This window comes from Neptunomonas sp. XY-337 (genome assembly GCF_004959845.1).
GTDB lineage: Bacteria > Pseudomonadota > Gammaproteobacteria > Pseudomonadales > Balneatricaceae > Neptunomonas > Neptunomonas marina.
In genome coordinates this window covers 256,910-275,556 of record NZ_SPLL01000006.1, presented here as the reverse complement: position 1 = coordinate 275,556, position 18,647 = coordinate 256,910, and the positions used below count along the sequence as shown (strand labels likewise).

19 protein-coding genes are annotated in these 18,647 nt (G+C 50.1%); 9 read left to right on the top strand and 10 right to left on the bottom strand.

The genetic code is table 11. The features are described from left to right. Positions 1-35: 35 nt before the first annotated feature. The 3 genes from E4L36_RS14685 to E4L36_RS14675 all read right to left on the bottom strand — a co-directional run bounded on the left by E4L36_RS14685 (position 36) and on the right by E4L36_RS14675 (position 2,896). Positions 36-884, bottom strand: coding sequence for a ribonuclease Z (locus tag E4L36_RS14685; protein WP_346763630.1), 849 nt, complete (start codon positions 882-884; stop codon positions 36-38). An 18-nt stretch (positions 885-902) separates the two neighbouring features. Then, positions 903-1,772 carry a TraB/GumN family protein gene (locus tag E4L36_RS14680; protein ID WP_169051556.1) on the bottom strand — a complete coding sequence of 290 codons (870 nt, stop codon included), beginning with the start codon at positions 1,770-1,772 and terminating at the stop codon, positions 903-905. 128 nt (positions 1,773-1,900) lie between these two features. Beyond that, complete coding sequence (locus E4L36_RS14675) at positions 1,901-2,896, bottom strand: zinc-binding dehydrogenase (RefSeq protein ID WP_136681223.1); 996 nt, start codon at positions 2,894-2,896, stop codon at positions 1,901-1,903. Between the two features lie 98 nt (positions 2,897-2,994). Here E4L36_RS14675 and E4L36_RS14670 point away from each other — a divergent pair, with 98 nt between their 5' ends. The 3 genes from E4L36_RS14670 to E4L36_RS14660 all read left to right on the top strand — a co-directional run bounded on the left by E4L36_RS14670 (position 2,995) and on the right by E4L36_RS14660 (position 5,470). Beyond that, complete coding sequence (locus E4L36_RS14670) at positions 2,995-3,828, top strand: LysR family transcriptional regulator (RefSeq protein ID WP_169051555.1); 834 nt, start codon at positions 2,995-2,997, stop codon at positions 3,826-3,828. A 23-nt stretch (positions 3,829-3,851) separates the two neighbouring features. Beyond that, a complete protein-coding gene (mtgA, locus tag E4L36_RS14665) occupies positions 3,852-4,553 on the top strand; it encodes a monofunctional biosynthetic peptidoglycan transglycosylase (protein ID WP_136681221.1) in 702 nt (233 codons plus the stop codon). A 98-nt stretch (positions 4,554-4,651) separates the two neighbouring features. After that, positions 4,652-5,470, top strand: coding sequence for an ion transporter (locus tag E4L36_RS14660; RefSeq protein WP_136681220.1), 819 nt, complete (start codon positions 4,652-4,654; stop codon positions 5,468-5,470). Between the two features lie 53 nt (positions 5,471-5,523). On the opposite strand, the gene E4L36_RS14655 is transcribed toward E4L36_RS14660, so the two are convergent. Then, on the bottom strand, positions 5,524-6,486 hold the full coding sequence (locus E4L36_RS14655) for an NAD(P)H-dependent oxidoreductase (protein WP_136681219.1): 963 nt from the start codon (positions 6,484-6,486) through the stop codon (positions 5,524-5,526). 124 nt (positions 6,487-6,610) lie between these two features. Here E4L36_RS14655 and E4L36_RS14650 point away from each other — a divergent pair, with 124 nt between their 5' ends. Continuing rightward, positions 6,611-7,528: a LysR family transcriptional regulator gene (locus tag E4L36_RS14650; protein WP_136681218.1), complete on the top strand. Its 918-nt coding sequence runs from the start codon at positions 6,611-6,613 to the stop codon at positions 7,526-7,528. Here E4L36_RS14650 and E4L36_RS14645 read toward each other — a convergent pair. Next, entirely contained in the window at positions 7,525-8,193 is a 669-nt protein-coding gene (locus E4L36_RS14645) for a glutathione S-transferase (RefSeq protein ID WP_136681217.1), read from the bottom strand. The two genes, E4L36_RS14650 and E4L36_RS14645, sit on opposite strands and share 4 nt — an antisense overlap. Positions 8,194-8,282: 89 nt before the next feature. On the opposite strand from E4L36_RS14645, the gene E4L36_RS14640 reads away from it, so the two are divergent. Further along, a complete protein-coding gene (locus E4L36_RS14640; protein ID WP_169051554.1) occupies positions 8,283-8,786 on the top strand; it encodes a thioesterase family protein in 504 nt (167 codons plus the stop codon). A gap of 97 nt (positions 8,787-8,883) precedes the next feature. Here the strand turns inward: E4L36_RS14640 and ahpF are convergent, their stop codons facing one another. Beyond that, positions 8,884-10,452: an alkyl hydroperoxide reductase subunit F gene (gene ahpF / locus E4L36_RS14635; protein WP_136681215.1), complete on the bottom strand. Its 1,569-nt coding sequence runs from the start codon at positions 10,450-10,452 to the stop codon at positions 8,884-8,886. Positions 10,453-10,509: 57 nt separating this feature from the next. Then, the gene (gene ahpC, locus E4L36_RS14630; protein ID WP_127693815.1) at positions 10,510-11,079 is read right to left on the bottom strand and encodes an alkyl hydroperoxide reductase subunit C; all 570 of its coding nucleotides are present in this window, start codon (positions 11,077-11,079) and stop codon (positions 10,510-10,512) included. A 126-nt stretch (positions 11,080-11,205) separates the two neighbouring features. Between ahpC and E4L36_RS14625 the strand changes: the two genes are divergently transcribed. The 3 genes from E4L36_RS14625 to E4L36_RS14615 all read left to right on the top strand — a co-directional run bounded on the left by E4L36_RS14625 (position 11,206) and on the right by E4L36_RS14615 (position 14,152). After that, positions 11,206-11,472, top strand: coding sequence for a VF530 family protein (locus tag E4L36_RS14625; protein WP_240770758.1), 267 nt, complete (start codon positions 11,206-11,208; stop codon positions 11,470-11,472). Positions 11,473-11,659: 187 nt separating this feature from the next. Next, the gene (locus tag E4L36_RS14620; RefSeq protein WP_136681214.1) at positions 11,660-12,724 is read left to right on the top strand and encodes a GDSL-type esterase/lipase family protein; all 1,065 of its coding nucleotides are present in this window, start codon (positions 11,660-11,662) and stop codon (positions 12,722-12,724) included. Between the two features lie 3 nt (positions 12,725-12,727). Continuing rightward, a complete protein-coding gene (locus tag E4L36_RS14615) occupies positions 12,728-14,152 on the top strand; it encodes an MBOAT family O-acyltransferase (protein WP_136681213.1) in 1,425 nt (474 codons plus the stop codon). Between the two features lie 346 nt (positions 14,153-14,498). On the opposite strand, the gene E4L36_RS14610 is transcribed toward E4L36_RS14615, so the two are convergent. Together E4L36_RS14610 and E4L36_RS14605 are read right to left on the bottom strand one after the other, a co-directional pair. Then, positions 14,499-14,873, bottom strand: coding sequence for a hypothetical protein (locus tag E4L36_RS14610; protein ID WP_206064574.1), 375 nt, complete (start codon positions 14,871-14,873; stop codon positions 14,499-14,501). A 5-nt stretch (positions 14,874-14,878) separates the two neighbouring features. Further along, positions 14,879-15,187, bottom strand: a complete 309-nt coding sequence (locus tag E4L36_RS14605; protein ID WP_136681212.1) for a monooxygenase — start codon at positions 15,185-15,187, stop codon at positions 14,879-14,881. 139 nt (positions 15,188-15,326) lie between these two features. Between E4L36_RS14605 and E4L36_RS14600 the strand changes: the two genes are divergently transcribed. Beyond that, complete coding sequence (locus tag E4L36_RS14600; RefSeq protein WP_136681211.1) at positions 15,327-16,217, top strand: LysR family transcriptional regulator; 891 nt, start codon at positions 15,327-15,329, stop codon at positions 16,215-16,217. Between the two features lie 42 nt (positions 16,218-16,259). On the opposite strand, the gene E4L36_RS14595 is transcribed toward E4L36_RS14600, so the two are convergent. Then, entirely contained in the window at positions 16,260-18,335 is a 2,076-nt protein-coding gene (locus tag E4L36_RS14595; RefSeq protein ID WP_136681210.1) for a 3-hydroxybutyrate oligomer hydrolase family protein, read from the bottom strand. Positions 18,336-18,647: the final 312 nt, after the last annotated feature.

Below are 18,647 nucleotides of genomic sequence, written 5' to 3'. Positions count from 1 at the left end.
AATTAACTTTATATCAAAAAAGATACTAGCAGTCTTTAACGAAAACGTCGCTGGCGCTGTGTTAGCGATAAAGCACCCGCTTCATCCAACGTGTAGATATCGCGGTCACGTGCGATAAACAAATTCCCTTGGTAATGCGCGCTTGCCTCCGCCTCAATATCGTCTAGCGAGAGTTGCCGCTGGGTGGGAAAGTCTAGATAACGTGCACTAAAGTGGCTTAATACCAACGCAGGTAGCGCGCTGGCCTGTGCGAATTCAGCCACTTGTGCCGCGTAACTATGCTGGGGGTTGGTCGCGATCTTCTCTGCGATTGCCTGAGTGTACGTTGCCTCATGCAACAGAAAGCTTGCCCCCTGTACCGCCTCTTTTAGTAGCGCTGGCTCATCGTTATCACCCGCAATCACAACCTTACGGGCTGGCTTGCCGAAAAGGGCCTCCCGCTCCGTAAAACTGTATGCGTACGAGGCGGTGCGGTGCGAAAGCGCGTGCACCGATACCGCGAAGTGCTCGGTGGTAAAGTCCGGCGCAAGCGTCGTCACATCGACTAACACTAGCTCGAAGCCGAGCTCCATTTGGCTACACACCACCGCAGCATTCACAAAGGTTAACACCTCGGCTGGCGCAACAATGGTCAGCGGGCGCTGGCGGGACTGCATGGCAGCCGTTGAGAGCAGCCCCGGCAGGCCGTAGCAGTGATCACCATGTAGGTGAGTGATAAAGATCGCCTCTAAATGGTACAAAGAGACCGGCATACGCATCACTTGATGCTGAGTGGCCTCGCCACAATCGATCATGACCCACGGTTTTACCGCGCTCTTACGCAAGCCATAACCCGATACGTTGCGTGATTTCGTTGGCATGCCCGACGATGTGCCCAGTATCATAAACTCCACAAAATACTCCTACTCTTCCAACTGGGATATCGTATAACCGCGCGCTTGCAGCGTATTTAATAGACCATCGTTTCCGATAAGGTGCAGCGCCCCCACCAGCACAAACTCCGTTTCAGCGGTACTCAGGTAACGCTCAATCTTGGGTAACCAGGCTTGGTTACGTGCCACAATCAGCCGCTGGTACAGCTCACTAAAGGCTTCCTGAAAAGGCGCAATGCCAAGCTGAACAAGCGCTTCCCTATCACCCACACGCCACGCGGCTTTTAAGTCGGCCATCATACTCGCAAGCGTTTGCACCTCTTCTAAGCTATGCAGCACTAGCTTATCCGGATCAGCTTGGCCCATCGTTGCAAGCAGCGTAATTTGTTCGGCGACGGTTTCCAGACCCTCTTGGGGCTTTTGCGCTATGAGCGCTTTGTCACTGAGATAGCTATCAACACCCGCCTCCGCAAGCCCGAGCCGATCCAACTCCATCATAGTGAGCGCAGCAACTGCGGCGCCGGGGCGAAAGTGCACAACACTCTCTGCAGGCCATTGGCGAGCGGCCAGCAGAGCGCTGAGCTTTGCCATCGTCTCTGGCTGTAGATCGTTGGCTAGTGTTTGGCCTTCGGGGTAGGTTAATTGGCCAAAGAAGTCGATATAGAAGGTGGGGTTCTGCATCGCCTGCACGTCGGTTTCAAAAACCAAGCGCTGAGATGCGTTAAACGCTGACTCAAACCCTTGCGGTAGCGGATAATCGTCGATACTCAAAACATGGACGGTACCACCTAGGTAAAGCGTGTTACCTGCTATCTCTATTTTCCACACAGGCGATGCCGCAAATGCGGTCGCTCCCCAGCACAACGCCACCAACACAGCAGCGCCTAGGCGGATTGTCATCTGATCGTCCCCAAGACTCTTTAAAAGAGCGCATAATGTAGCAGAATCGCTCTGCATACACAGCAAAGGTAGGATCTGAGTTGATGCCAATCCGACCTAATGGCTGGGTTTCTCGTGTTCGTTACCGGCTAGTCGATCTCTAAAACCAGTTTGCCAGTGGTTTCACCTGCCTCTAAACGCTGGTGCGCCTGCGCAGCATCGACCAACGGCTGCGCTGTAATAGTTGGCGCCAATACACCGCTGCGCGCTAGTTCAAACACTTGCTGCATATCACGATTGAACGCGTCAGGTTTTGCAGTGAAGTAGGTGTAGATATCACTGACACGTACGGCAATCGATTTCTGGAAATGCTGCGCCATATCCTCTGCAAACGTTCCTGCAGGTGGCCCTGCCAAAAAGCCAAACAGCACCACAGTGCCCAATGGTGCTAGTGCGCTCATATCATCGCGTAAGGAGTCTCCAGAAATAGGATTTAGCGAAATATCGACACCGCGACCGTCGGTGATCTCTTTGACACGCTCTACAAGCACTTCCGTTTTGTAATCGATGATATGATCTGCGCCTTGCGCACGCGCATAATCCTTTTTACCACTACTCACCGATGCGATCACAGTTAGGCCGAGGTGCTTAGCAATGTGGATAGCCATTGTCCCAACACCGCCAGCTGCTGCATGAATCAACGCAGTATCGCCCGCTTGAGCACGGCCTAGGTTAACCAGCATATGCCAAGCGGTCATAGCGTTCACAGGAAGCGCAGCCGCGGCGTTAAAGCTGGTGGAAGCGGATATTGGGGTAACGTAGTGCCCATCAATAACCGAATGCGTGCTGTAACCACCCGCACCGATAGGCCCCATCCACGCCACGCGTTCACCAACGGATATGCCCTGCACTCCTTCGCCCACAGCTTCAACAAATCCAGCGCCTTCTACACCCGGTATATGCGGCAGATCTGGCATCATGCCAGCAGGCATCTCACCGCGCCGAATGATGGTATCAATAAAGTTCACGGCAGTAGCGTGGTTGCGAATCAGCACCTGCCCTTTAGTGGGTACAGGGATGTCATGCTCGATGCGCTGTAAAACATCCGGTGAGCCGGCTTGGGGAATATGAATGGCATAAGACATGTTGATCTCCTCTTAAAAGCTATTTGAGAAGAGGATATCGAGCCACGCCCAGTATGATAATATCCAAATATAGAAGATATTATATCGCAGGTAGAATAATGATTTATAACGATCTTGCACTCTTTACAGTGGTTGCGAAGCACTTAAGTTTTTCTACTGCTGCCGACCAGCTCGGTATTCCGCTTAGTCGTGTTAGTCGGCGTATTGCTGAACTGGAAGATCATTTCGGCGTTAAGCTACTGGAGCGTTCAACACGCCGCGTCCGCCTGACTGAAGAGGGCTTGCGCTTGCTCAACCGCTGCCAAGCTCCCATGGAAGCGCTCCATGAGGCCGCCGGTTTTGCCGATGATATCAAAAGCCACACGGTGCATATCACAGCGCCTGTAGTCGCCGCCAGAACCACCGTTGGCCCTAAGTTGCTAGAGTACGCAGAGCAAAACCCAGCGCTATCGATCCACCTAACTGCCACCAATGCGATGCTAGATTTCTTTCGTGACCATATCGACTTTGCATTCAGAGTTGGGCCGCTAGACAGCTCCAATCTAATTGCTCGCCAACTTTGGCCAATTGAATATTGTCTGTGTGCCAGTCAAAGCTTTATCGAACAGCACGAACTGACTTCACCCGTTAAATTGGATGAAGTATTGCAACTACCTGCGATTGTTTCACATCAGCATTGGGAACTCAGCGGCGGCAGCCGTGTCCGTCCTAAGCAGATACGCCACCAGATTGATGACCTTGATGTTATCAAGGATGCGGTGTGCCGTGGCATGGGGATAGCGATGCTCCCGCAAGAGATGGTCGATGGAAACTTACGCCGTCTCGCGTTGGCCGATGCTAAAATGCTCAACCGTGATATGTTTGCCGTTTATCCAAGCCGGCGCTTGTTACCGGCGCGCGTGCGCGACCTCATCGACTTTATGGCGCGTTAAATCTCCCATTTTCAGGAGTTGTTTTGCTACGTTTAACCCTACGGCGCGCCAAGCGGCTTATCCTCATTGCGATACTAGTCGTAACGCTGACACCTGTGCTAATGAGTGTGGCTCTGCGCTGGGTTAACCCACCCACAAGCGCGTTTATGCTGCGGGCACAATTGATGTCAGTGATTCAGGACACGCCTTACCCGCTGCATAGATGGCAAAGTCTCGACCAAATTCCAACCAGAATGCAGATGGCGGTCATCGCAGCAGAGGATCAAAAGTTTGCTCAGCACCCAGGTTTTGATGTTGAAGCGCTCAAAACTGCAATACACCAAGTTATCGCAGGCAAAAAGGCCAGAGGTGGCAGCACAATTAGCCAACAGCTTGCCAAAAATCTCTTTCTTTGGGAGGAGCGTAGCTATGTGCGAAAGGCGTTGGAGATTCCACTAACTTTGCTGCTGGAAACCACCTTAAGCAAATCTCGCATCCTAGAACTTTACCTAAATCTAGCGCAGTTTGGGCCATTCCATTACGGCGTTGCCGAAGGTGCTAAATACCAGTTCAACAAACCGGTTACACAACTGGACACCGCTCAATCCGCCATGCTGGCCTGTATGCTGCCAGCCCCAGCGCGCTATCAAGCGTTGCAACCTAGCCGCTCGCTCAAGCGTAAGCAGCGCTTAATCATCCGTGCAATCGACAACTTAGGGGGCGCTCGCTACTTGCGCCAGCTTTAACAACACGCGGCACAACGTCCATACCACTAAGAATCACTTTTACCCGCATCAAAACAACGGTAAAGTGCTGCCGATTTAACTACTGAACCCCATGCCTCATGAATTACGCAAATCTACAAGCGCGCTTTTTCGCGCTGCGCAGCAACAAAGCGTTCGAGCTTTTTGTTGTGTCCGTTATTCTATTTTCAGCTCTGGTGATCGGCGCGAAGACCTATGATATGCCCCCTGCGCTGCTGACCGTGATCGGTTGGTTAGATGTTGGGATCACCCTATTTTTCTTGGTGGAGATCACCGTTCGTTTCTTAGGTGAGCCTGATAAAAAGCGCTTTTTTCATAACGCTTGGAACATTTTCGATACATTGATCGTGGTGGTCAGCCTTATCCCTATCGAAGATAGCGAGATGGCACTGGTAGGCCGTTTGATTCGTATCTTCCGTGTTTTACGGATGGTATCTATCGTGCCTGAGCTGCGCGTGCTGCTGAACTCCTTACTTAAAGCGCTCCCTCAATTAGGATACGTTATCCTATTGATGTTTATCATTTTTTATATTTATGCGGCGATCGGTGCAACCTTCTTTGCTGGCATAAATGACACACTTTGGGGCGATATCTCGATTGCTATGCTTACCCTCTTTCGGGTCATGACTTTCGAGGATTGGACCGATGTTATGTATGAAACGATGGCGGTCTATCCGTTAAGTTGGTTCTTCTACTTAACCTTTATATTTTTAACCACCTTTGCGTTCCTCAATATGGTGATCGGTATCGTTGTGAACGTGATGGAAACGGAACACGCTGCCGAGAAGGAACGCAAGTCAGAAGAGAACAACGAGCCAACCATGCAAGCGTTGCATAGCGAAATCCAATCGCTCAAAGCGATGATTGCTGAGTTAAGCTCACAGCAAAAAGAGAAGTGATAACAACAGGGCGCCTTGCAACTAAGGCGCCCTGCTCTTTTGCTAGCTGCCGCTTACGAGGCGGTAACCGGTTCAACGTGATAGGTTTGAATCTCGACACGTCCCGCCTCAATCTGCACCTGCCACGTTTCATTGACGAGCATATTCACTGGTGCACCCTTAAATTCAGACGCAGACTGCGTTTCAGCGATCAAACGGATGCGCAGCTGCACTTCAAAGCCTGCGCCTTTAGGATTCACCGTGATCTGCTCAACATGGTGATCACAGCCTGGCTTAAAAGTCGCTTTAGCGATGTTGTACCAGTCACGAAACCCTTCATGCCCAGCAAACTCGCCCTCTGGCGTGACCCACTGCACATCGCTCGCTAGACTCTGGGTAAAGAACTCGGACTCTGCTGGCAATTGATCAAACTCGGCGAACCATGCAGCAACAAACTTTTTGATAATCGCCTCAGGCGATTCCACCACCTTGCGGATGGCGCTCATCAGGCGCGTTGCATGATCTCGCGCTCGCTCCTCGACGTCTGCTTGGGTGTTGTAGACGCCCGGAATGAAAACCATACGGTTGGTATAGATCGGTGCGCGGTAATTCATACCTGCTAGGTAGGCCGTTTGCTGCAACGGATGAAGCATCTGTTCGACGGTGAAGTGGTTATAGCCAAGCGGATCATAGGACTCCTCGGGGCCGCCAACCGTCAGTGAGAGGAAAAAGTCTTTGCCCTTTAACTTGTCGCCTTCGGCTCCGTAAGCAAAGTTGTATGCAAATACGTCATCAAGCCACTTTTTTAACAAAGCCGGTGTCGAGTACCAGTAAAGTGGGAACTGCAACACGATGACATCGGCCGCCATTAAAGCGCGCTGCTCGGCAGCCACATCAATGTGATAGTCAGGATAAAGACTGTCCAAACGGCGCACTTCAACATCAAGCTTACTCGCTTCTAATTGCTGCAAAATAACCGTATTGGTATAGGACTGCTCTAGATCGGGATGACCCGATATAACAACGACTTTACTCATGTTTGCTCCACTATTCTGTGCACTGGCTGATCGAATATTTGGTAGTGTATCCTTCCCTATTGATACAGATTAGAATTGCAATAACTAATGGACTATTAGTTTAAATTGAACAGTGAGATGGGTTATGAAGGGCAGCACATTCCATCAGTTGGTCGTTTTCCGCACGATTGTTGAGGAAGGCAGTATTCGCGGAGCAGCACGTAAACTCGAGGTAGCGCCGCCCTCAGCCAGTCACGCATTAAAGCAGCTCGAAGCGCATATCGGATTGCCCCTGTTTACCCGCAGTACACGTCGCATTGAACTCACTGAAGCAGGAAAGCTACTCCATGAGCAGGTCAGTGGGGCCATCTCAACGCTCGATTTTGCACTAGAGAGCGTACAAGACTTGAACACTTCTCCCTCCGGCAAAGTCAGTATTACATTGCCACGCTTTGCGTTCGATTTCTTTCTGCGCCCCATCTATGCCGAGTTCTGCGCGCGTTATCCTGATATCCAGTTAGAGATATCCGTTTCAGATAAGTCCGTCGATATCATCAGCGAAGGGCATGATATGGGCATTCGCTTTGGTGATCGCATCGACCCCGGTATGGTTGCCCGCCAGCTGACCGCCCCTATGCGCGAGGCGCTGTTTGTTTCAGAGAGCTATATCGAGCGCTATGGTGTGCCCAAAACGCCTGATGACTTAAAGGACCACAAGCTGATCCAATATCGTTACATCGCCTCCAATCAGTTGGCGCCGCTTTTGTTGCAAAGCCAAGGTCAGGCTGCATCTGTACAGATGCCACTTGCGTTAATCGTCAATGATACGGATGTTATGGTAGATGCAGCACGTAAGGGGCTTGGTATCGGGCGGATTGTGACACCACTGGTTGCAGAAGATTTTAAGCGCGGCTCGCTGACACCGGTTCTCGAAGCCAACTGGTATCCCTACCCCAGTCTGTTTGTCTACTTTATGCAAAATAGCCAAAAAGCACGCAGAGTCAGGGTATTGATCGACTTTTTAGTGGAGAAAGGTGCCGCGCTATTCAGCACAGTACCCTAGCAGTCAGCTAGCGACTCGCTCATCTGGGGAAACATAACACCCTGTGTGCCCGCCTCCCAAGGTTGGTATCTATGCATAACTGCGCCAAATAAGTCGCTTTCAAGGTGGTGTGTTAGCCATTGTTGTAACGCAGGCCAAGGCTGAGCGTTAAACCACGCTTTATCAACATGAGCGCACTGTCGGACAAACGGAAACAGCGCGTAATCGGCCAACACATAGTGCGATGCCAACAGGCCTCCACCGTTTGACGCAATCTTGTGGTCAAGCTCACTCAGCCAATCGGCACACTGGTCGCGATAATAGCTCATTGGATGCTCTGGATAGCGATCAGCATACTTGTATCGATCTAGCCAAGGCTTAAACGCGGTATCATTTTGCCCGATAAGCTGCATACCGCTTTCGTAGTAGCTTGCATCTAACCAGCCTTCTGGGTCGGACTGCTTGAGTGCCCAATGCATGATATCCAAGCTTTCATCAACGACAGCGCCGTCTGTATCAAGGAGCACAGGCACCGTGCCTTTTGGAGACGCCTCCAGCATCGCTGCGGGCTTGTTTTTTAAGATAATCTCACGCAATTCTACTTTTATAGTGCTCGCAGCAACCGCTAAACGGGCACGCATTGCGTATGGACATCGACGAAACGTGTAGAGAATAGGACTTGTCATAGAAATAGCAGGTGTGGTTATACTTGCGCCCTAAAAAAATAATGCCGGATAGCGTACCGGTCCAGAGACAGAAAGTAAAAGGAACGCCTATGTTGCTCACGCACTATGAGCCTATACCGTCTTCGTTTTGTGACTATAACGGCCACTTGAACGAGGGCTACTATCTCGTCATGCTCACTACGGCGACCGATACCATTCTTGATCATGCCGGATTAGATGCCACTTCACGAGACAAGCACCAATTTAGCGCTTTCACCGTGCAGAATACCCTGCGCTATTTCCGCGAGGTCAAACAGGGCCAACAGGTTGTTGCGCACTCGCGTCTGCTGTCCAGCGATAACAAACGCCTGCGCTTGTGGCACGAAATGCGTGACCCAAATGACAACACGCTCATGGCCACCATGGAGAGTGTGATGCTAGCTGTGAATATGGAATCGCGCCGCTGCGAAGCATGGCCTTCAGAGATTGCAGAGCAGGTTTATGCATTGCAAGAAGCACATAATACGCTTAGTTGGCCAGATGGCGCGGGCGTATCCATTACGGCCCCTGCTGAGGGCTGCATGCCAAAGTTAACCACGCTCGCCTCTGCCTGAGCTTATATAAGCCTCCACTTTGCGCTACTGCTTGCAGGCCCTACAACAAAAAAGAGCCTAGCTAAATGCTAGGCTCTTTGATCAGTTAAACCGTAGTCTAGTCGTTATCGCTTGACCGGATTAAGTAGTCAAACGCTCCGAGTGAAGCCGTTGCACCCGCACCCATTGCAATAATGATCTGCTTGTAAGGCACGGTGGTGGCATCCCCAGCACCGAACACACCTAATGCCGATGTTTGGCCACGCTCGTCGATGATGATTTCGCCATGTTGCGACAGCTCAACCGCACCCTTCAGCCATTCCGTGTTAGGCACCAACCCGATCTGTACAAAGATGCCCGCCAATTCGATATCGTGTGAGTCACCGCTTTGGCGATCGGTGTAGCGTAAACCGGTTACCCGCTGGCCATCTCCCACCACTTCTGTGGTCTGCGCCTGCATGATAATCTCGATGTTTTTAAGCGAGCGCGCTTTGCGGATGAGCACTTCGTCGGCACGCAGCACATCGGAAAACTCCAATACCGTCACATGGTCAACGATTTTCGCCAGATCAATGGCCGCTTCAATCCCCGAGTTACCGCCGCCAATAACGGCAACCTTTTTACCTTTAAACAACGGACCATCACAGTGCGGACAGTACGCCACGCCTTTACCACGGTACTCATGTTCACCCGGTACATTCATCTCTCTCCAGCGGGCGCCCGTAGATAGAATGATCGCTTTACTCTTTAGCTGCGCGCCATTGTCTAATGTGACGGTCGAGTAACCTCCAGGCTGCTCTGCCGGTTCAAGATGCGTCGCACGCACGCCGGTATTCACATCAACGTCATACTCTTTGACATGCTGCTCAAGATCGCGGACCAGTTTCGGGCCATCCGTCGCTGCAACCGAGATAAAATTCTCAATTGCCATCGTGTCAGCGACTTGCCCACCAAAACGCTCAGCTAATACACCTGTGCGGATCCCTTTACGTGCCGCATAGATCGCAGAAGCCGCACCGGCAGGCCCACCCCCTACAACTAAGACATCGAAGGGCTCTTTTGCATTGAGCGATTCTGCCAGCTCGCTATCGCTGGTGGTATCTAACTTCGCCAAAATATCACTCAATGACATACGGCCTTGGCCAAAGAGTTCATCGTTTAAGTACACCGCGGGGACCGCAAGAATATTGCGCTCTTCAACCTCCTGCGGGAAGAGCCCACCATCCACCATGGTGTGGGTGATATTCGGGTTTAACGCCGCCATCAAGTTAAGCGCTTGGACAACCGCAGGGCAGTTCTGGCACGACAGCGAAATATATGAAACAAAATCCAAGCGCTGATCAAGCGTACCAATCTGCGCTAGTAACGCTTGGTCCTCTTTCGAGGGGTGACCACCAGCTTGCAATAACGCAAGCACAAATGATGTAAATTCGTGACCCATTGGGATTCCGGCGAAGGCAACCCGCGATGTTTCACCTGCGGGGCTGACTTGCAAGCGCGGGATTCGCCCTGCTTCGCCAGATTCTGTTTGGGTAGAGACCTTATCGGAAAGCTCCGCTACATCGTTAGCCAATGCGTGCAGCTCTTTCGACTTGGCCGAATCGTCAACATAAACCGTTAATACGATAGGTTGCTTTAAGTTAGTTAAGTACTGGGATAGCTGTTCGCGAATCGTAGCGTCTAACATAGTGCCTCCAAATAAGTCTGAAACGCCTGCCCCGCAGGGCAGGCTAGGTATCGCTATTTAGATCTTGCCAACAAGGTCCAACGAAGGTGCTAGCGTCTCTTCACCTTCCTTCCATTTCGCTGGGCATACTTCACCTGGGTGAGCCGCAACATATTGCGCTGCCTTGATTTTACGTACCAATTCACCCGCATCTCGGCCGATACCACCGGCGTTAATTTCGATGATCTGGATTTTGCCCTCTGGGTCGATCACGAATGTGCCACGCTCTGCCAGACCCGCTTCTTCGATCATCACACCGAAATTGCGCGTGATAGCACCGGTTGGATCACCGATCATTGGGAACGAGATCTTTTGGATCGTGTCAGAGGTGTCGTGCCACGCTTTGTGCGTGAAGTGCGTGTCAGTCGATACGCTGTATACCTCAACGCCCATACCTTGAAGTTCTGGGTAGTAGTCAGCCAAATCGCCTAGCTCTGTTGGGCACACGAATGTGAAATCAGCAGGGTAGAAAAACACAACTGACCATTTACCTTTCAGGTCTGCGTCAGAAACTTCGATAAACTCGCCATTGTGAAATGCGGTCGCGTTGAATGGCTTAACTTCAGTGTTGATCAGTGTATGTGACATGATTCTCTCCTTTGAGATGATGTATGTGTTCGACAGGAGAGATAGTAAAAAACCGGCTTTTATTTCGGAAATTAATAGTTTCTAAGAGTGTGATAGAATTTTCTAATTGAACGATTAAGAACAACTATGCAAGCCAATAAGCAGGATGTATCAATGACTAACCCCGGCGCCAATGACCCTCTTCACGGCATCACACTCAAACACATCGTTACCGAGTTGGAGGCCTATTATGGATGGGAGGGGCTAGCAAAGCAGATCGATATCAATTGCTTCAAAAAAGATCCTAGCATCAATTCAAGCCTTAAATTCTTGCGCCGCACACCATGGGCACGCGATAAGGTCGAAGCACTTTATCTTAAAACAGAGCTAAAAAAGCGACGCAATAAGGGCTAGCCTACCCCCTGTAATGCTTGAAGCACTACAACTAGTAATTGCCCCGATAGGCTCGATTTAGGGACAATTAAAAAAATTTGAGTAATCTACTCGGATTAATAGCAAAACAGACAACGTCCAAGGATCGGTCTCTTTGTCAGTTGATACCCAGTTTTGAGTATTTTCACGAGAGAATGAGTCTTGGCAGATGCTTAGAAAGAGTCGTAATACGCTCGTTATTACCTTAGCGCTCTTCCTCTTAATTGAGATAGCCTTACAGGTACGTTCCCACATCCGGTTTGGACAGAGTGTTTTCAACGCGCTAGCAAATGAGACGACCTATCAGTTTAACGAGCAACTTGGCATAAAACTGCTTCGTCCAAACCATACACTTGCTGGTTCAAACGCGGTCATCACAACGAATGCTTTGGGCCTGCGTGATGATGATCTTGAATCCCCAAAGCCAGAAAATCAGTATCGTATTGCGTTAGTGGGTGCCTCTACGGTGATGGGAACCTATACACGGAATAACGCTGACACACTCTCCTATCAGTTACAGGACATTCTGAATAACAGTCTTGATAAAACGTCACGACCGATGCGCGTAATAAATGCGGGGATCGCTGGTTACTCACTGCAAGATCAGAGAAAGATCGTCGATAACCTGCTATCTAAGCTCGATGTTGATCGCTACATCTTGTACACGGGATTTAACGACCTTGGCGGCTATTGCAAACCGAGTCAGAGTGCAGCGGAAAAAGATGACTACTCTCTCCCTACGCTGGCGTTGCCGAAATGGCTACTCACCACCGAATTAATCACGAAAAATACGGTAGCCTTGCGAACATCGCTTGCAAAAAGTCAGGCGCTATTGAATCCCCAAGACGTTGATAAGAGCAAGTTCAGCCACAACCTAGAAGCACTGCTGCAAAGCTTAAAGCGCACCGAAAAGCCCGTTTTAGTGATAGGCAACGCCGTAGCATTTCGGCGAGATATGCCAAAGGAGCAGCAAGCCAGCTTGTCGGAGACCGCCCGTTACTATAATGGCTGCTTTGACACCGCGGGGCTACTGACGCTCTATGACGCACATAATGACATTATCCGCGCAGCGTCTGAGGAAAACGGGTTGCGGTTTTTTAATTTACAGAGTGAATTACCAGGTGGGGAGGAATGGTTCGGTGATTCATCACATTTCTCTGTTAAAGGTAACAAACGCGTTGCTGAAATTATTGCGGCAAAAATAGCCTCCGACTTACCGAATAACAAGGAGTAAGGTGTGGCTTTTCAGTCTTTTCATTATGTTGTTTTTTTCCTCGTTATTTTTGGCTTGGTGAGAGGCATATTCCGCGACAACCACGATGCGAAAAAGAACTGTTTGCTAGCAGCCAGTTATTACTTCTACATGTGTTGGGATTGGCGCTTTGCTGGGTTAATTTTCGGCATCACCTTAATTAACTACATCATTGGCCAGAAAATCGCCGATGCTACAGATCAACCGAAAAAGAAAGCTTGGCTGACGCTCTCATTGGTCAGTAGTTTGGGGATACTCGCTTACTTCAAATATACCAACTTCTTTATCGACTCATTCAACACATTGCTCACCAACCTAGGCGTCGAAACATCGCTGCCTTTGTTAAGCATAATCCTACCTGTGGGAATCTCGTTTTATACGTTTCAGAGCATTAGTTACTCGTTGGATATCTATCGAGGCAGGCTAAAACCGGTCAGCAGTTTGCGTGATTTTTCTCTGTTCGTAGCCTTCTTCCCACAGCTTGTCGCTGGGCCCATTGTGCGGGCAAGTCACTTTTTGCCGCAGCTCGAAGAAGGCTACAAAGAGGAGCAGAAAAACCCAGTAGAATCTGGCGTCGCACTAATAATACGCGGCTTTATAAAGAAAATAGCCATTGCCGATGTTTTAGCCGTGCATATCGTTGACCCTGCGTTTGCATCACCGGGTGACTACTCTCCTTGGTTCTTGCTCATCGCGCTGTATGCGTACAGTTACCAAGTTTATATGGATTTCTCTGGCTATACAGACATTGCCAGAGGTACGGCACGGTGTTTAGGGTTTGAACTGCAGATCAACTTTGATCGCCCTTATAAAGCCACCAGCATCGGCGACTTTTGGCGCCGTTGGCATATATCAATGTCATCTTTCTTTCGGGACTACTTATTCTACGGCCTCGGCGGCTCCAAGTATGGCAACGTGTATGCCAACCTATTCATTACTTTCGTTGCTATCGGCGTTTGGCACGGTGCCGGATGGAATTTCGTCGTGTACGGTATTTGCCATGCCAGCATGATCGCCTACGAGCGTTGGCGCATGAACCGTCGCAAAGCTGCTGGCTTACCTCCCCTTGAATACACTGGGCTGCATTGGATCTGGCGTGTATTTTGGATTTTTACCCTTGTATCTTTCACAAGAGTACTATTCCGTGGCGGGAGCCTTGACGATGCGTGGCTATACGTAGAAGCGATGACGAACTTCACGAATACGCACACGCCGATAGGCTTAGTGGGTGGCGCAACACTCTTGATCGCCACCGCGCTGCATTACACACCATCAAAATGGACATTTGAGTGGAAGAATATCTACTGCCGTATGCCTTCATGGTTACAAGCGGGAGTTATCGTAACCACAACATACCTCGTGGTGGCATTTTCCACCGGCACTGCGCCGTTTATCTACTTTCAGTTCTAAGCGGCGATGATTAAATTAGAGTAACTGCTGTTGCCCATTTTCATGACATGCCCCCAATGACTGCATGGAGCTATTGTACATGTTTTAGGTATACCTACGTGAACAACACGAAGACAAGGCTATGCCACTGCAGCCTCGCAAACTCGAATGGCAGACACCTCTTCAACTCGACAAAAATCACAGACGTTATAATGTGATTTCACTATCTAAGCCATGCAGTGCAGTGGCTTGTACGCAGCCAACAACCTCGTTTAGACCGGATTCTCACTTAGCTTAACAACAACCCTGTGGCCCCACGATACCTTACAAAGTAAGCTGAGAGCGGCACTCTCAGCTTATTGCCGTATTATTGCTTCGAAAACTGTAAATAACCTATCACTGATAGCAGTGCGAAAAAGATGGGGTCACTCCAGCCAAAGCCCACAAAGATACCTATTAGCGCAGCGTACAAGGTGATAGCGACACCAAGCAGATTAGTAATGAGCACACCCGCAAGTAAGCGCTTGGCTGTTTTACCCGGCTCAATATCCCGTAAAAGATATGTTATTGCCCCAATACCGCCTAAAAAAATGCTGGTGTGCTGGGATAAAAACAACGCATATTTATCGTTTATCTCTACACCATAAACAGGCCAGAACACACTCGGCAGGAAAAATAGCGCGAGCGCAAAAATCATATAAATTACGCCGTGAACCGTCAAAAACGCTTTATTCGACAACATACAATTTACTCCTCATGAATAGGGCCGTGGTTGATGTCTGTAAGCGGTACGTTGACATCAAAAATGATGCCACGTACCTCTTCTACTCCGAGCTTTTTCAACCGCGCAGTATGCATTATAAGATACGCTTGGGCCGAAGACTCGTCAGCAAATAAGTAAATACCACCACCTAAATTGTCTGCTCGGTTCTCTGTCCAGATCTTCCAGATCATCCCTGGTTCGTGGTTAATCGATTGCGCGAGCTCGAACATTGCATCTGGGTCAGCAGACGCAGCTTCTGGATAGTCAAAATCAACTTGTAGTAACTTTTTCATAATGCCCTCTTGAAAGGTCGTTGATGTTTGTATTTTGTTGAGCAACTTTGCGCTTACCCAACCTTTACATCTATGATAATTTCAATTTATAAACATAAAAGTTCATAATTCGGACAGTAAATGTTGATAAATTAGACATATGAGATTAAAAACAACCCTTGATCAATGGCTTACACTTTCCGAAGTGGAGGCAGCGGGCAGTATTCAAGCCGCTGCTAAATCCCTCAATAAAAGCCACACAACTCTGCTATACACAGTTCGCAAACTTGAGGAGCAGCTCGGGCTCACGCTTCTGGAAGTCAAAGGACGAAAGTCCGTACTAACAACCGCCGGTAAGGCACTGCTGCGCCGCTCCCGGTCAATGTTGGAGCAAGCGCACGCACTTGAAAATAGCAGCGCGCTGTTGGCGGAGAACGTAGAAGCGGAAATCATCGTAGGTATCGACCACCTGTGTGACCGGTCTTGGCTGTACGCACCACTTGCAACCTTTATCGCTGAAAATAGCGTGACGTCAGTGCGAGTGATCGAGACATCACTGTCCAAAACGGAGCAGATGGTTAAGGCGGAGCTTACCGATCTTTCTATTATCAATATCCCCGTTACAAATGCAGGAGCAGAGGCTTTCGGATCAGTTTCGATGGTACCTATCGTATCTGCTCACCACCCCATAGCCGAATACGAATCAGTCACGTTGAGCGAGCTTGCCGCCCTACAGCAGATTGTTGTCACCGATTTAGGCGCATGTGAGACGCATGATGTCGGTTGGCTAAAGTCAAGCCAGCGGATCACTGTTGATACCTTCGATCATGCATGGGATGCGGTCATCTCTGGCGTCGGCTATTGTCGCTTCCCTGAGCACATGTTGGCACGCTACGCGAACGATGCGTTTCACCGGTTGCTTGTTGAGGGGGCCAACAAATATCAAGTGCCGCTACACCTGACTTTACCTAAAGGGGAGAAAACCGGTCCAGCGGCCCGAAGGCTTTACGCGTTACTAAGCGAGTCGGTGAACCGGAGAGATAACCTCTAAATGTCTTAGCCTCAGACTAAACCCAAAGCTAAAGCAATGAATTTATTCGGGTATGGTCAACACACCGCCGGTGTAACTGATTGGCTGAGCGCTCGCATCACCGATAGGCGGCAAATCAGTTTGTGCCAAGCTACCATTCGGTGCCGTTGCAGCAACAACCTGACTATGTGGCAGCTCGGCTCCTGTTGTTAGATGAGACCACATCAGGTCCATCGCCTGCTTGAAGTAATAGTCGATGGGCACATAGTTCATACCCGCTGTTGCATATAGCTGGTTAAGCACGTCCAAGTGTTGCGAGTTGGTGACCTCATAGTAGCGTAACTGACTTTTATCGCCTTCAACTTGCTGGTTAAGTGCATAGTAGGGACGCGAAGAGTGGTTGACCGGAATCAGCGCATCCGCACGGCCATGAACAATAATGGTAGGCAACCCACGCAGATCACCGGTGCCGCGTACTTCATCAATACCCTGCATTAAACGGCCATGCAGTGGGTTGTCTGAGTTGCTATAAAGGTCATACCAGCATTGCGCACCTTCGAAGTTGTAGTCGAAAAGGCCATTGGTTGAGCGCGTTGCAATCTGCAGTTGCGGCCCATCTGGCGAGTCATTTTTGATGAGGAAAATATTCGCGGTACGCGGGATACCGTTACTCGTTGCTGCGAGTGTCGCTGCTGAGGTGTTAGCCGTTGGCGTCACGCCATCAACCGCCGACATACTGATGTTACATAGGTTGTCGACCACCGAACTGCGGGTGTAAGCGGGGCCATATGTCGCCAATAACGATTGGAACAGATTAATGCCCGCATAGCCCACCAGCAACTTATCGGATTCTGGAAGGAAACCCGCACTATTCAACGCATCTTTGGCATATGTGCCCAGCGTTGCATAGTCAGAGGAAGCCGGAATCATCCCTGCACTGACCAAAGCATCACAGCGCTGTGGCGCTATAGACGTAAGAGCGAATAGTGCACCGGTGTTGTCGGGCGCTAACGCGGCACAAGGCGCATACAGCTCAGCTAAAGCAAAGTACTCATAGGCCGCTTTGGAGTGCTCGCTCACCGGCGCTCGATTGCCCATGACAATCGAGAAGGGTGCTGATGCTTGTTGTGGGTTGATATTAGGTTCGCTCACGACAACCGCATCAATTAAGCCGTGAGCATCTTGCTCAGCCGCACGCAACGAGGCACCGCCGCCGTTCGATACACTCGCTGCGATCACTAAGGTGTTATCGCTGTTGAGCTTAGCATCGGGGTACTGCTCATTGAGTTGGGCAAAGGCAAAGCGGATCGCCTCCAGCGTCTCTTTACCCCAATCCTTTTCAATATTCTTTTGCGAGTGCGCATGCTTGTATGCATAGCGATGCGGGTTGTTCGCCACATAATCAGCCAGCTCAGCCGCGCTTGGCGGTGTGACGCCACCATACTCGGCACTGGGCTTAGCGAGCGCTTCTTGTGTGGGTACTTGGAACGAGAGCTCCTCTTGAGCACTAGCTATAGCGATAGGGTTCAGTTGCAAGCCATAGCCGATGCCTTGAGTCAGATCCACGGCGCCGGTGCCTTTGTTTGCATCGGTATAGGCGGCGGCACAGCCATGCTCAACCGCCCATGCCCCCGAGGTCCCAATCGCGCCATAAACCCCTCGCGAGCCAGACGATGGCGCCGCCACAATACAGGCCTTGTTGGGATTGAAGTTATCAGGTATCTGCACCATCACAGTGGAGCGGTTGATGCCCTCCCCAACAAACGCGAGATATTCGTGACCGGGATAAACAGTATTATCCATCGGCCCATAAAGGCGACCAAAGCCCCCTGCATCTGATGAGTCAACTAGGGCTCGGTAGTTCGCACTGATCGCTTGGCTGCGCAGTTCCGTCTTAGCTGGGTTATTTGGGTCGGTATAGAAACTGGCTGGCGGCGTTTGCAAACCGCTGAGGCCAAAACCACCGAGCAAACCATCACCACTACCGTCGTAGTACGTTTTAGCCACTGGGCCGATATTTGTTGGCGCTGGAACGGCTGCTGAGTTGTCGTTACTCGAACCACACCCCACCATCACAAGTGACATAGATGAACAGGCAAGTACAGCCGATAACTGCTTGAAACCTCTCGTATTCTTCACGATATAACCTCTTTTTTATATTTTTTGTCGAGATCGAGAAAGCGGACACAGAGGTGCGAAAGAAACGTTAGCATCCTGCCAGTACAGCTTTCCCTAGCATGCACAGATGAGCTGCGCATCGTTCCATCAAAGCAGATTCAGCATCGCCAAACAACCGTTTATACATTAACAAATCTAATAGCGTGCTTTGAGTAAATGCACGCTTCGCCACGTCGTGCTTGCCTTGTATTAAAAACGCGCAGCAACTGCGCTGTATGACGTCCATAAAAAAGGCAGCCAAATTGGCTGCCTAAACTACTAAGGGTCAAAATA

What these genes read in the sequence shown, in the direction of transcription:
- E4L36_RS14685 (WP_346763630.1), bottom strand. Translation starts at nt 884, where the DNA reads ATGATACTGGGCACATCGTCGGGCATGCCAACGAAATCACGCAACGTA.
- E4L36_RS14680 (WP_169051556.1), bottom strand. Translation starts at nt 1,772, where the DNA reads ATGACAATCCGCCTAGGCGCTGCTGTGTTGGTGGCGTTGTGCTGGGGA.
- E4L36_RS14675 (WP_136681223.1), bottom strand. Translation starts at nt 2,896, where the DNA reads ATGTCTTATGCCATTCATATTCCCCAAGCCGGCTCACCGGATGTTTTA.
- E4L36_RS14670 (WP_169051555.1), top strand. Translation starts at nt 2,995, where the DNA reads ATGATTTATAACGATCTTGCACTCTTTACAGTGGTTGCGAAGCACTTA.
- E4L36_RS14660 (WP_136681220.1), top strand. Translation starts at nt 4,652, where the DNA reads ATGAATTACGCAAATCTACAAGCGCGCTTTTTCGCGCTGCGCAGCAAC.
- E4L36_RS14655 (WP_136681219.1), bottom strand. Translation starts at nt 6,486, where the DNA reads ATGAGTAAAGTCGTTGTTATATCGGGTCATCCCGATCTAGAGCAGTCC.
- E4L36_RS14650 (WP_136681218.1), top strand. Translation starts at nt 6,611, where the DNA reads ATGAAGGGCAGCACATTCCATCAGTTGGTCGTTTTCCGCACGATTGTT.
- E4L36_RS14645 (WP_136681217.1), bottom strand. Translation starts at nt 8,193, where the DNA reads ATGACAAGTCCTATTCTCTACACGTTTCGTCGATGTCCATACGCAATG.
- E4L36_RS14640 (WP_169051554.1), top strand. Translation starts at nt 8,283, where the DNA reads ATGTTGCTCACGCACTATGAGCCTATACCGTCTTCGTTTTGTGACTAT.
- ahpF (WP_136681215.1), bottom strand. Translation starts at nt 10,452, where the DNA reads ATGTTAGACGCTACGATTCGCGAACAGCTATCCCAGTACTTAACTAAC.
- ahpC (WP_127693815.1), bottom strand. Translation starts at nt 11,079, where the DNA reads ATGTCACATACACTGATCAACACTGAAGTTAAGCCATTCAACGCGACC.
- E4L36_RS14625 (WP_240770758.1), top strand. Translation starts at nt 11,206, where the DNA reads ATGCAAGCCAATAAGCAGGATGTATCAATGACTAACCCCGGCGCCAAT.
- E4L36_RS14620 (WP_136681214.1), top strand. Translation starts at nt 11,660, where the DNA reads ATGCTTAGAAAGAGTCGTAATACGCTCGTTATTACCTTAGCGCTCTTC.
- E4L36_RS14610 (WP_206064574.1), bottom strand. Translation starts at nt 14,873, where the DNA reads ATGTTGTCGAATAAAGCGTTTTTGACGGTTCACGGCGTAATTTATATG.
- E4L36_RS14605 (WP_136681212.1), bottom strand. Translation starts at nt 15,187, where the DNA reads ATGAAAAAGTTACTACAAGTTGATTTTGACTATCCAGAAGCTGCGTCT.
- E4L36_RS14600 (WP_136681211.1), top strand. Translation starts at nt 15,327, where the DNA reads ATGAGATTAAAAACAACCCTTGATCAATGGCTTACACTTTCCGAAGTG.